This window comes from Desulfuromonas svalbardensis, assembly GCF_055389415.1.
In genome coordinates this window covers 649,672-662,453 of record NZ_AP042416.1, presented here as the reverse complement: position 1 = coordinate 662,453, position 12,782 = coordinate 649,672, and the positions used below count along the sequence as shown (strand labels likewise).

The window sequence follows — 12,782 nt, the reverse complement described above, 5'->3', positions numbered from 1 at the left end:
GAGAATTTGAGAGCGAATAGCTGGCCTATTTGTCGAAAATTGTCGGGGATATGGGCCAAGTCAGGCTATTTCGCAGTAGGTCCATGTTAAGTCTGATAGCCTGCTAGTTGCGTACTTGTGGCAGTAACTCTTCGAGAAGTGTGAAGTACTCGTGCAGGTCAGCCATGGTCATGTCAGCCATATGGGGGATACGGAACGTTTTGTTCTTAATCTTGCCGTAACCGTTGTCCATCGCATAGCCGCGCTCACCGGCGAGTTTTTTCAGCTGCTCAAGATCGGTGCTGCCATCGTTCTCACCGCTGGTCAAGGTCATGGAGCGACAACCCTCTGGGGCAAATAGGCCAAACCCTTGCTGCTGTAGCCATGTTTGTGTTGCTTCAGCCATTTCAGCGTGACGTTGATAGCGGTTGTCTAATCCCTCAATAAACATTTTCTTCAACTGTGCATCAAGGCCAAAGATGAGGCTGATGCATGGGGTGCTTGGTGTGTTGTGTTTGAGGTCGTTCTTTTCAAACTCCTCAAAGTCAAAATAGTAACCGCGATTGGGTGTGGCTTTAGCCTTATCAAGGGCCGCACGAGAGACTGCACATACCGCTAATCCGGGTGGTAGGCCGAAGGCTTTTTGCACCCCAGCGAGGCATACATCAAGGCCTAGAGCCTTAAAGTCGATGGGAACCGCTGTCATTGATGACACGGTATCGACAATAAAAGAGACGTAAGGGTATTTTTTCATCACCTCAGCGATTTCAGCTAACGGCGACATCACACCTGTTGAGGTTTCGTTGTGAACCATGGTCATTGCATCGTAGTCACCACTTGAAAGAGCCTTGTCAACCATCTCAGCGGTGATGGGTTGTCCCCATTCGGCACTATATAGGTCAGCCGGAATGCCGCATCGTTTGGTGACATCGTGCCACTTGGTGCTAAATGCGCCATTACCAAAGTTAGCGCAGCGTTTTTGCACCAGATTACGCACTGCACCCTCCATGATGCCGAAGGCGCTACAGGTGGCCAAAAATACTGGATCTTTGGTGTTGAGCAGGGTTTGTAATTGTCCGGTAACGCTGGCGTGAAGGGTGGCATATTCGGGCATCCGGTGGCCAATCATCGGTGCGGACATGGCAGCAAAAACGTCATTACTGACTTCTACTGGGCCGGGGATGTAAAGTTTTTTTACCATGATGATTCCTTTCGGGAGCCTCTTTAATGGGAGTCTCATGAGTACATTGATTGATGCGTTGCCTGTGCAACTGCTTGAAATATAACCTATTTTTTGTACTGACTCTGTGGTTTATCATGGGTGAAAAATGGTGTCAAGTTCTTGTGTGGCTGCCGCCGCCTTGTCTGCATGTATTCGTGGTTATTTTTTTACTGAGTTACCCCTTGACTTTCCCCCGTCACTGATTATATTTTCCTTTGTTGTTAGCACTCCAATACTACGAGTGCTAACGTTAATTTTTACGTTAACTACGTCGTTATTTTGGCATGATGCCACAATTTTTTATTTATTAAACCTGAAGGAGACAGAGAATGAACATCAGACCTCTGCAAGACCGCTTAATCGTCGAGTGTATTGAAGAAGAAACAATGACCGCCGGTGGTATTATCATTCCTGATACAGCATCTAAAGAGAAGCCACAAGAGGGTCTCGTTGTTGCTGCTGGTAAGGGCAAGGTCACAGCTGAAGGTAAAGTTCTCCCTCTTGATGTAAAAGTGGGTGATCGTGTTCTGTTTGGCAAGTATGCTGGCAGTGAAGTTAAAGTTGAAGGCAAAGCGTTCTTGATGATGCGCGAAGATGATATTCTCGGTGTGGTTGAGAACTAATCAACGATTATTGAAATAATCTGTACCATCAATATGCTTATTCAAATTACATAGGAGTTTCAATACAATGGCTGCAAAAGAGATTAAGTTTTCCGAAAGTGCCCGCGCTAGTATTCTTGCTGGTGTTAATATGCTCGCTGATACCGTAAAAGTAACCTTGGGACCTAAAGGTCGTAACGTTGTTATTGATAAATCCTATGGTGCTCCATTGATCACCAAGGATGGCGTTTCAGTTGCTCGTGAGATTGAGCTCGAAGACAAATTTGAAAACATGGGTGCTCAACTGGTTAAAGAGGTTGCTTCTAAGACCTCTGATATCGCTGGTGACGGTACAACCACTGCAACGGTTCTCGCTCAAGCGATCTATCGTGAAGGCGTGAAGCTTGTGACTGCGGGTCACAACCCAATGGAAATTAAGCGCGGGATTGATAAGGCGATTGAAGCAGCTGTTGGTTCACTACGTGAGCTTTCACAGCCTATTCAAAATCACAAAGAGATCGCTCAGGTTGGTACCATCTCAGCAAACAGTGATGAGACCATTGGTAACATCATTGCTGAAGCAATGGACAAAGTCGGTAAAGAGGGTGTTATCACCGTTGAGGAAGCTAAATCAATGGATACCTCTTTAGAGACCGTTGAAGGGATGCAGTTTGATCGCGGTTACCTTTCTCCTTACTTTGTTTCTGATTCAGAGCGCATGGAGTCTGCAATGGACGATCCTGCAATTCTCATCTACGACAAGAAGATCTCCAACATGCGTGATCTGCTTCCTATTCTTGAGCCTGTGGCCAAGACGGGTCGTCCTCTTATGATTATTGCTGAAGATGTTGATGGAGAAGCGTTGGCAACTTTGGTTGTTAACAAGCTACGTGGCACATTGAACGTTGTTGCCGTTAAAGCTCCGGGCTTTGGTGATCGTCGTAAGGCGATGCTAGAAGATATCGCAACTCTGACTGGTGGTCAGGTGATCTGCGAAGAGATGGGCTTTACTCTTGAGAGCGCAACAGAAGATATGCTTGGTACCGCTAAGCGTGTTGTTGTTGACAAAGATAACACTACAATCATCGATGGTGCTGGTGATGAAGCAGCTATCAATGGTCGTGTAAAAGTGATCCGTGCTCAAATTGCTGAAAGTAGCAGCGAGTATGATCGCGAGAAATTGCAAGAGCGTTTGGCTAAATTAGTTGGTGGTGTAGCGGTTGTTAAAGTTGGCGCTGCAACTGAAACCGAGATGAAAGAGAAAAAAGCTCGTGTTGAAGATGCACTGCATGCAACTCGTGCAGCGGTTGAAGAGGGTATCGTCCCTGGAGGCGGTGTGGCTCTTATCCGTTGCATCGCAGCGGTTGACGCTTTAGAGCTCCCTGGCGAGCAGAAGTTTGGTGTGCAGATCATCAAGCGCGCTCTCGAAGAGCCGTTACGCCAAATTGCTTCAAATGCTGGTCTCGAAGGTTCTATCGTTGTTAACAATGTTAAGAACAGCGAAGGTTCATTTGGTCTAAATGCAGCAACTGACGAGTATGTTGATCTCCTCGAAGCGGGTATTCTTGATCCAACAAAAGTAACTCGTAGCGCACTGCAAAATGCAGCTTCAATTGCTGGCCTCATGCTGACAACCGAAGCATGTATTGCTGACGTTGCTAGCGATGATGCTGGCGGTATGCCTGCTATGCCTGGTGGCATGGGTGGAATGCCTGGCATGATGTAATCATCAGCTCTCTTAGTTAGATTTAAAGCCCCCTGTCTTGATTGATAGGGGGCTTTTTTTTGATTTAAAGTAAATTATAAATGGACTTTTGTTGTCCGATAGTTATGGTATGTTAGTCCAGTAGAACGCAGTTATTTGGTAATTTGTGAGAGAATGTGTGCAAGCTCCTGAAACTAGGAAATTAAATATAGGAAATTTCTTGACAATGTTTTTATGATGATTGTAAATAGAACGGGGTTTAACTGTTGCTGCTCTGACACGGTGTGTCATGATTTCATCACATTGATGAGCAGTAATGCAGCTTTACCTTCTAGTAAAAGAAAACAGCATCCTGATTAGTACTGATCTTTCGTTATTAACAAAATAGTGCGTCACTCCCGCTAAGGCTTGAGTCTCGAAATCTATGTAAAGCCACTGAATATCTGCCTTCGCAGGTATGGCGAGTTCAAAGAACAGCACCATACGGTAGATTAATACTAATCAAGATTAGCTGCGAAAAGTCGTTCAAGTATGGGGATTTACCAGTTGTTCGATTTATCAACCTTGTTTGGTACGCAAGGTGCATAAGTTTTAATAATGTTAGATTTATTGTTGTGTGGCAATGTTAGCGCTTACAGGGTGGGTATTCCTTGTAGTAGGCAGCGTTTTTGTCACACGGGTATGGGTTATTTAACGAGGATGAAACAAGGAGGAAACACAGTATGAGAAGAATATTTGTAGCTCTAGCAGTAATGCTGAGTATGGCAGTTCCGGCCTTTGCGGTCGATTTTACGTTCAATGGTGATTTTAATCACCGTTTCCGTATGTACACGAATCAGGCTAGCTTCTTTAATAGTGTTGATAAAGGCGAGAGTCTTACCAGAAAAGCGCTTATCAGTAAAGATACAAACAATGATACAATGGGCGAGCTCAAGTATCGTTTGTGGACCACAGCAACCAGTGATGACGGTGCAATCAAGGGTGTATTCGCTATCGAACTTGGTGGTATTCAGTTTGGTAGGACTGGCGACGGTGGTTTTAGTGGCGATGGTAGAACAATTGAAGCGCGCTGGGCATATACCGATTTTGCTTTAGCCGGTGGCCGTGCACGTATGGGCTTGATGCCAGTTAAAGTTAACAAGTTTTTGTGGAATGAGACTGTAACCGGTGTCGATTATAAGGTTGCTGCTGGTGCTGGTGATCTAACTGTTGGTTGGTATCGTGGCTATGAGGTTTTTGATACTGATAACAGCCCAGCTGATCTCGATGCTTTCTTGGTACGTTATGATCTGAAGCCTGCGGACGGTACTAAGGTTGGTTTCTTTGGTTTGTGGCAAACCAGTGATGGTTTTACTTCATCAGACACTGTGACAACTCCTGCTTCAAGTGTTTTGAATGCAGATGGAACAATTACAACGACAGACGCTTCAACCAGTTTTGTTTCAGAACCTGCTAGATATTATACCAAAGCCTTTGGTGGGTATGATCTCGATCTATATACCTTTGGTGTTGATGGCAACATGAAGTCTGGCGATTTTTTCGCTAACTGGGACCTGATGTACCAGATGGGCGACTTCATGGAAGAGTCGGATTTCGGCGGCTATTTTGCGCACTTTGATGTTGGTGTTAAAATGGGCAAAGGTAAGTTGACCTACACATTCTGGTATGCTTCCGGTGATGATAATAGCAATGATGGTGATATGGATGCCTTTGTTGCCACAGATGTCGACATTAACTCCGAGTATTCAGTGATTCTTTTCGAAGGCTACACTGACGACGATTATTTCTCAGCTTCCCCTTACCTCCAGGATAAAGGTCTGATCCTGAACCGTCTTGGTTATGACTATCAAGTTACCGATAAGTTGAAGGTTGGCGCAGCTGCTTTGTATCTGATGACCGCTGAAGATATTGGTAATGATACAACTGGTGATGGTAAAGTTGACCAGTATGCAGATGATACCTTGGGTGTTGAATTTGATGCTTACGCTAGTTACAAGTTGTTTACTAGCACCGAAGCTGCGATTCAGTTTGGTTACTTAATGGCAGATGATGCTATGGACTACTATGAATTTGAACAAGATGGTAATGCTGATGAAGATATCTTTATCATTAGTTCACGCATCCGTTACAAGTTCTAAGTTTAGAAATGTTAGTATAAAAAAGGCCGGGCATTTGTCCGGCCTTTTTTATGTGCAGTGTGGGTGTAAAAGGGTATAGTCTTCGTTTGAAATATAAATTAAAACTGCTCGTCGTGAGCTAGAAATATATGGATAAATTACTGCAATAGTTAATGTTTAATTTTATCGTTGGAGGTACCTGTGAAGTCAAGAACACTAGTTCGAGTTTTGATGCTAAGTTGCATAGCAGTGCTATGGAGTGTGCAAGGGTGGGCGTTATCAACGGCTCAAATTGCTAAGGATTTTAGCTTGGTCTCGGGCTATGTGGTTATGGCAACGGGAAATGAATACATTATCGACCTTGATAGTGCTCAAGGTGTTGCGGCGGGTGATCTGTTTAGTGTGGTCACTAAGGGCGGTAATATTGTTCATCCGGTAACTAAAAAGATTATTGGTAGCCTCGATACCGTTAGTGCTGTTTTAAAAGTAACGCGGATCAAATCAGGTTACTCGTATGCAGTTAAGGTTCGCGGTGAGGGAGACCTCAGTGCTGGTACAGAGATTAATCGCTTCGATAGCATCAATGCCACGTTTCAAGATCAGTCGGGCGATTCTGAAGTGCTGAAGGCTGAATTGATGGCGGCGTTGCCTCGTTTGCAATGGCAAGGTGATACACAGGTCGCTGATGCCGACCTCGCCTTTGTGGCAACCACAGCAGGTTTGCAAGTCCGTGATGGCTCAGGCCAATTGCTGCGCTCTTATCAAACAGGGCAGATTGTTGCTGCACCAGTAACGAGTGCAATGACTTTTCCTGCGGCGGTTCCACAGGTTGCAGTTCCTCAAGTTGCCATGGCACAGCAAGGGCCAGTGACCTATCAAACTCGGAGTCAGGTTGGTGCTTATGGAACCAGTGCTCTGAATATGCAATTCCCCAGCTTTGTTAAGGTGGGACAATTTGATACCACCACGGTGATGTCAGATTTTGAAAAATTCAACGATCAACTGTATCTCGCTTCGACAGACGGTAGTGCTATTAAGGTTTATCGTGTCGGCGAAACACTCGAGCTTGCAGGTCAGGGCGATAGCATCACAATGGGGCAAATCCTCAGTGTGAGTTGGTGGCAACCACAGGGCGATACATCACTGTATTTAGTGGTAACAGTTTGGGGTGATGACCGTGTTGAAAGCGATGTTTTACGCTGGGACGGTCAAGCTTTCAGTGCCGTTAAAAAAGGTCTTAACCGCTTTCTTGCTGGATTTGATGCCGATGGCAACGGCACTTCCGAGTTGTTGATTGGTCAGGATTTTGATCGTGAAATGTTCTACGCACCGCGCTTTAACGCTTATACGTTAAATGGTGACAAGCTGGTCCGGTCAGATCTGCAATTTGAGTTACCAAAGTTATTTCGCATTATTGGCGGTTTGCTCTCTGATGTAACAGGCGATGGCCAACCGGAAGCAATCTTTATTCGTAACCGTCGTTTATATGTCTACTCGGGTGAAAATCAACTCTACAAATCTAGTAAAGAGATGGGGGCTTCACTTTCAGGAGTCACCTACGATATTGACCCAAGTTCCCAAAATCCAATGATTAATACAGCATCATGCGATGTGGCACCTATTGCTGCCGATCTTGATGGTGATGGTAAACCTGAAATTGTTGCCATCAGTGCTGAAGGTACGTACCTTCAAGCTGCGGGTGTCAGCTCATCCATCAACAACAGCTGGTTGTCGGTGTTGAAATATCAAGACGGTATGATGATGAAAGGAACTCTCGGTGATAAGCTAGAGCGTCCTATTCAAGGCTTAGCGGTTGATAACGGCAAGGCGATCATGGTAGCGACCGATGTTGCAGGTATCCTCGATGGTACTGCGGCGAGCTACGTTTTGGCAGTTCCTGTTCAGTAGTCGCTACATATTTTTTGCAATAAAAAAGGGAGGGTGCTGTGGCAACCCTCCCTTTTTTATGCGAATTTTTAGTGCTAGAATGATGATGTCAGGTGTTGCTATAGAAGGATGATAGCTTTGCTTAAGGGATCAATGAACATGCTTTCCATAGAAAAAAACCGTAGCGCTAGTTTTGATGTCGATCCACAGTGGGGCTTTACACCACTGTTCATGAATGGACACCCAGTTGCTGGGGGCAACCGATTACTGTTTGAAGACTGCCGCTCTGCAAAAATTGGTGACATTATGAACCCACCCACTGTTAACCGTTGGCTGATAAACAGTCTTCTCGATACGGATCTATATAAGCTCACCATGCTTCAGGCCTTCTATCATGCGCCAGAATTCCGAGCTGTTACCGTCGAGTGGAAATTTGCCTGCCGTAACCCAGCTATGGCCAATTTTACCAATATGCTGAGCGATATTCATCATCAGTTAGAGCATCTGTCTACCCTCACTTTTACCAATTTAGAGTTAGATTATCTCGACTCGTTTCCATTCTTTAGTCAAGATTTTATCGAGTTTTTACGCATCTTTCGTCTTGATATGCGCTTTGTTGAGATTAAGCAAGTGGGCGATGGTCTGGATATCCGTTTTCGCGGCCCCCTTATTCATGTCACGTTGTTTGAGATATATACCCTCGCTATTATCAGTGAATTACATACCGAATTGGAACATGGTGGCGTTGATTTAGTGAGTGCACGAACCAAGTTATCCGAAAAGATTGCTCTGGTGGCAACACCAGAATTGAGGTCTGGTTTCCATTTTGCTGATTTTGGTACGCGCCGACGGGCAAGTCAAGCGTGGCACGAAGAGGTAGTGAGTACCCTTCAGCAGAAGTTGCCTCAGGTGTTTGCCGGGACCAGTAATCTCGATTTGGCTCGGCGCTATGGACTAACACCAGTGGGAACAATGGCCCATGAATGGTTCCAAGCGTGGCAGGCAATAACGCGACTTGCCGATGCCCAAAAGGACGCACTTGAAGGTTGGGTGCGGGAATATCGTGGTCGCTTAGGTATTGCACTGACCGACTGTTATTCAATGGATGCCTTTATTCGTGATTTTGCCGATCCTTATTTTGGTAAACTATACGATGGCCTGCGTCATGATAGCGGCCCACCCATTGTCTGGGGTGAAAAAGCAATTGCCATGTATAACAAGATGGGGATTGACCCCCTTAGTAAAACTCTGGTGTTTAGTGACGGACTGACGTTCGAAAAGATGATTGAGTTGTATCGCCACTTTAACCAACGAACCAAGGTTTCGTTTGGCATTGGTACCATGTTAACGAATGATGTCGGCCCTCAGCCGCTTAATATCGTCATTAAAATGGTGACTGCCAATGGTAAACCTGTAGCGAAAATATCCGATGAACCCGGTAAAAGCATGTGTGAAGATGATGAATATCTCAAATATTTAGCTTCTGTTTATGATATTAACCATTGTCGTTGAAGTTTATCCCCAATCCCCCACAAATAAGAGATAGCCGATGCGCTTTATTCATTGTTCCGATATCCACCTAGGTAAAACGTATCGAAATCCGCATGCAGAATCCACTCGTTATGATGATTTCTTCCAAACCTTCGATTACATCATTGCCGATGCGGTAAACCAACATGTCGATTTTATGCTGATTGGCGGTGATCTGTTTCATGTCGGTCAAATCTTACCGAAAACCTTTGCTCGTACCATTGAATCACTTCAGCCTCTCAAGGATGCAGGAATCCCCTGTATCGCCATCGAAGGTAATCATGATTGGATCCACCGTCGCGATAGTCTTTCGTGGATGGAAGCGTTGTCGCACATGGGCTATATCAAGTTACTGCGTCCTCAGCGTGATGATGACGGTGGTTATGCGTTTCCACTTTTTGATGACACGGAAGGGATGGGCGGCCATGTCCAGATTGGCGACCTGAACCTGTATGGCCTCGGCTACATTGGCGCGCAGGCGGGCAGTCACGTTGAGCGCATCTGTGATGCTGTCACCACCAGCAACAATATCCTGCTGTTCCATGTCGGAATTTGGAGTTTCTCGCCCGTTGAAATTGGCAATATGAAACTGGAGGAGGCGCAGCCTCTCGCTAAAAAGTTTGATTATGTCGCCCTCGGTCACGGCCACAAACCGTATATCATCAACAGTCCTGAAGGTGGTCCTTACGCTTACAATCCCGGCTCGCCTGAACGGGTCAACTTCGGCGAACAGAAATACGCTAAGGGCTACTACCTTGTTGATGTTGAAGAGGGCGCATATCAAGTGGCATTCAAAGCCACCGACCCACGACCAATGGTGGTGGCCACCATCGATCTCGAAGGTGCTGAAAATAGCGAGGTCGCGCTCAGTCGGTTTTGTACGCAAGTGACGTCGTTGTTAGCCGATTGTGTCGATGTGGATGCGGTTAAACCCGATACTCGTGCGCCGTTACTGGAGTTAAAATTAGTTGGTCAGGTGATGTTTCATCCGTTTGAGTTAAGTCGCGAACGTCTTAGGTTAGCGTTGGATGAGATGGTTAAACCGTTGCACCTCGAAGTGAAAAATCAACTATCCCTTCACAGTCGTGGCTCTGAAGCGGGTGATGCTAACAAGAGCTTAGCTGAAATTGAGAGCGATGTGTTGCATGAGCTGATCGCCACCAATAGTGAGTATCAGGGTCGTGAACAGGATTTGACCCGCCTGGCGCTAACGTTGCGTGACGCCGTCCAGCGCGGTGATACCGATGGCGATGAACTTCTCAGCTTACTCGAAGGCGAGGTGTAGCCATGCAGATTCTCGCCATTCATCTACAAAACATCAAATCGCATCGCGATACCACCCTCACTTTTTCAGCGGGGATCAATGTCCTCTCTGGGCCAAATGGCATCGGCAAAAGCACCATTTTTGAAGCTATTGGCTACGCTCTGTTCGGCGTTGATGCCCAGAGTTTTGTCGGCAACATTGAGCGTTTTATCTCTATTGGCGAAAAACGTGGGCTGATTGAGGTCGATTTTTTACTCAAAGATGAGGAGTTTCGCGTCAGTCGCACTGTTGCCAAAGCATCAAAATGGTTGTTAGCCAAGAAAATTGGCGGCGAGTTTGAGGTGGAAGAGCATAAGGACAGTAAGGAGACTGAAGGGCGAATTAAGCAATTGCTCGGTCTCAATAATGGTCGCGCTCTCGCTGAACAGTTCGAGTTAGTGATCGGCCCGTTTCAACATGAATTTCTTGGCCCGTTTGTTATCAAACAAGCCACCAAGCGCCGTGACAAGTTTGACGAAATTCTCGGTATCGCCAGTTGGCGAAAAACCTTCAACGACACCAAAGCACTGACCAGCGCCATTAAAGCCAAAGTTGATGTTCTTCAGGCAGAGATCGGTTCAAAGCAGGACCAGATTGAGGTGTTGCCGATCAAACGCTTAGAGCTGAAAAGCGCCATCCAGCAAGGGACACAAGCCCAAGCAGATTTAGCGCAACAGCAACAGCAGTTGCGCGAACTTGAAACACAATTGCTCAGCCTGGAGCAACAACAACAGGCTGTACAAACATTGCAAAGTGCCATTGCCACCCATCGCGAACGTATTCAGAATGGGTGTGATAAAATTGCCAGCCAAAAAGGGTTAATTGTCGCCGCTCAGGAAGCGCAAAAGGTAGTTGATGAGACCGTGGCAGGCTTTAACGCCTTTGAGCAAGCGACAGCCGATTTTACGGCGCTACAGGTGCAAGCGAAGCAGCAGCGTCAGCTCGAAAAACAGGTTGCCCAGCTCGATAAACAACATGCCGCAACAACGCAGCGTCATGAGACGGAATCTAAGCAGGTTGAGCGCCAGCAGCAAGAGTTGGTAAACGAACTGCAGCAGCTCGACGAGCAGCAAAAAAGTTTGGTAGTGGATGAAGGGCTTCGTACTGTCGCATCATCATTGGCACCACTTCGCACTGAGATTGCCTCAGTGCAAACCCAGCAAGGGCAACTTGCAGGGCGGCGCGCGGGATTTAAAGAGGGTAGCGAAAAGCTGGCGACCGGGGTGTGTCCATTTTTTCAGGAAAAGTGCCTCAATATTTCTGATCGCCCCGCAAACGATGTGTTTACTGCCAAGCTAGATGATCTCGGCCAGCAACAGCACCAGCTTGAAGGGGTAATGACCAGCTTAAGGCAGCAAGAATCGCACGCTGTCCACGCCGACCAGCAGATTAAAGCAATGCAGGTCAAGCAAGAATCCTTAGCCCAGCAACAGCAGGCTTTACAACAGCGTCAACATACTAACAATCAACGAACCAATGCTTTACAAACGTTATGGCAACAGCAACAAGCCGAGCACAAGGTTCTACTGGAGCAGAAACAGGCGTTAGGTAAATTTTCCGAACTGCAAGAAAATCTTGATCGCGTCGATGAGCAGAAACGGCTCCATCACCCTGCGCGTGATCGTTATGTCGCCAATCAACAGCAAGCCGCAGAACTGAAACAACGTCAGGATCAACTGGTGACATTTGAGCGGTTTTTGTTAAAATTACAGCATGAACTTGGCGAACATGAAGCAAGTCTACAGCAGGCCTTACGTGACTATTGTGCTGAAAGACATCAACAGCAACGAGGGAAGAAGGATCAACTGACACAACAGATTGGTGGCTTAAGCCAAAAAGTGATCAGTCTCGGCGCAGATCAGAAGCGCTTGACCGCTGAGGTTGAACATCTGTTGAAAATCGAAGCTGAGGTAGCTGATAAAAAAGGCCAAGTCAAGGTTTACGCCGACAAAGATGAACTGGTTAAGTTCTTACGCAACAAGGTGTTTCGTAACGTCTCTGGCTACCTCTCCGAGCGTTTTCGTAAAGAGATTAGTCTACGTGCCGACCGCATCTATCGCACCATTGCCGAAGTGGACGAAGAGCTGTGCTGGGGCGATAACTATCAGATTATCTTACGTGATCTCGATGACGGTGAACTACGCGAGCGCATCGATGAGCAGCTATCCGGTGGTCAAATCATGAGCGCCGTAGTTTCACTGCGCCTTGCGCTGCTGCAAACTATTGGCGCGCGCATCGCCTTCTTCGATGAGCCAACCTCCAATCTCGATGCCGCACGCCGCGAAAACCTCGCTCACGCCTTTAGAGCGATTGACGTCGGTCGTGAAGAGGTTACCGAACATTGGTACGATCAACTGTTTTTGATCAGTCACGATGTCGCCTTCACCGAAGTGACCGATCAAATTATTTCGTTAGGCGAGTGACGGCACCGTTCATT

At 46.5% G+C, this 12,782-nt stretch carries 8 protein-coding genes; 7 read left to right on the top strand and 1 reads right to left on the bottom strand.

The genetic code is table 11. The annotated features are described in order from the left end of the window. Positions 1-103: 103 nt before the first annotated feature. Complete coding sequence (locus ACZ5KY_RS02970) at positions 104-1,180, bottom strand: pyridoxal-phosphate-dependent aminotransferase family protein (RefSeq protein WP_464242416.1); 1,077 nt, start codon at positions 1,178-1,180, stop codon at positions 104-106. Between the two features lie 350 nt (positions 1,181-1,530). On the opposite strand from ACZ5KY_RS02970, the gene ACZ5KY_RS02965 reads away from it, so the two are divergent. The 7 genes from ACZ5KY_RS02965 (at position 1,531) to ACZ5KY_RS02935 (ending at position 12,768) form a co-directional block, all read left to right on the top strand. Continuing rightward, positions 1,531-1,824 carry a co-chaperone GroES gene (locus tag ACZ5KY_RS02965; protein WP_464242415.1) on the top strand — a complete coding sequence of 98 codons (294 nt, stop codon included), beginning with the start codon at positions 1,531-1,533 and terminating at the stop codon, positions 1,822-1,824. 67 nt (positions 1,825-1,891) lie between these two features. Continuing rightward, positions 1,892-3,529 carry a chaperonin GroEL gene (groL, locus tag ACZ5KY_RS02960; protein ID WP_464242414.1) on the top strand — a complete coding sequence of 546 codons (1,638 nt, stop codon included), beginning with the start codon at positions 1,892-1,894 and terminating at the stop codon, positions 3,527-3,529. A gap of 701 nt (positions 3,530-4,230) precedes the next feature. Continuing rightward, complete coding sequence (locus tag ACZ5KY_RS02955) at positions 4,231-5,646, top strand: alginate export family protein (RefSeq protein WP_464242413.1); 1,416 nt, start codon at positions 4,231-4,233, stop codon at positions 5,644-5,646. 180 nt (positions 5,647-5,826) lie between these two features. Further along, the gene (locus ACZ5KY_RS02950) at positions 5,827-7,533 is read left to right on the top strand and encodes an FG-GAP repeat domain-containing protein (RefSeq protein ID WP_464242412.1); all 1,707 of its coding nucleotides are present in this window, start codon (positions 5,827-5,829) and stop codon (positions 7,531-7,533) included. 285 nt (positions 7,534-7,818) lie between these two features. Then, entirely contained in the window at positions 7,819-9,024 is a 1,206-nt protein-coding gene (gene pncB / locus ACZ5KY_RS02945) for a nicotinate phosphoribosyltransferase (protein ID WP_464244619.1), read from the top strand. Between the two features lie 37 nt (positions 9,025-9,061). After that, entirely contained in the window at positions 9,062-10,327 is a 1,266-nt protein-coding gene (locus ACZ5KY_RS02940; RefSeq protein ID WP_464242411.1) for a metallophosphoesterase family protein, read from the top strand. A 2-nt stretch (positions 10,328-10,329) separates the two neighbouring features. Further along, entirely contained in the window at positions 10,330-12,768 is a 2,439-nt protein-coding gene (locus ACZ5KY_RS02935) for an AAA family ATPase (RefSeq protein WP_464242410.1), read from the top strand. Positions 12,769-12,782 lie beyond the last annotated feature (14 nt).

Coding starts and splice junctions, on each gene's coding strand:
- pncB (WP_464244619.1), top strand. CDS start 7,819: ATGAACCCACCCACTGTTAACCGTTGGCTGATAAACAGTCTTCTCGAT.
- ACZ5KY_RS02965 (WP_464242415.1), top strand. CDS start 1,531: ATGAACATCAGACCTCTGCAAGACCGCTTAATCGTCGAGTGTATTGAA.
- ACZ5KY_RS02940 (WP_464242411.1), top strand. CDS start 9,062: ATGCGCTTTATTCATTGTTCCGATATCCACCTAGGTAAAACGTATCGA.
- ACZ5KY_RS02955 (WP_464242413.1), top strand. CDS start 4,231: ATGAGAAGAATATTTGTAGCTCTAGCAGTAATGCTGAGTATGGCAGTT.
- ACZ5KY_RS02935 (WP_464242410.1), top strand. CDS start 10,330: ATGCAGATTCTCGCCATTCATCTACAAAACATCAAATCGCATCGCGAT.
- ACZ5KY_RS02970 (WP_464242416.1), bottom strand. CDS start 1,180: ATGGTAAAAAAACTTTACATCCCCGGCCCAGTAGAAGTCAGTAATGAC.
- groL (WP_464242414.1), top strand. CDS start 1,892: ATGGCTGCAAAAGAGATTAAGTTTTCCGAAAGTGCCCGCGCTAGTATT.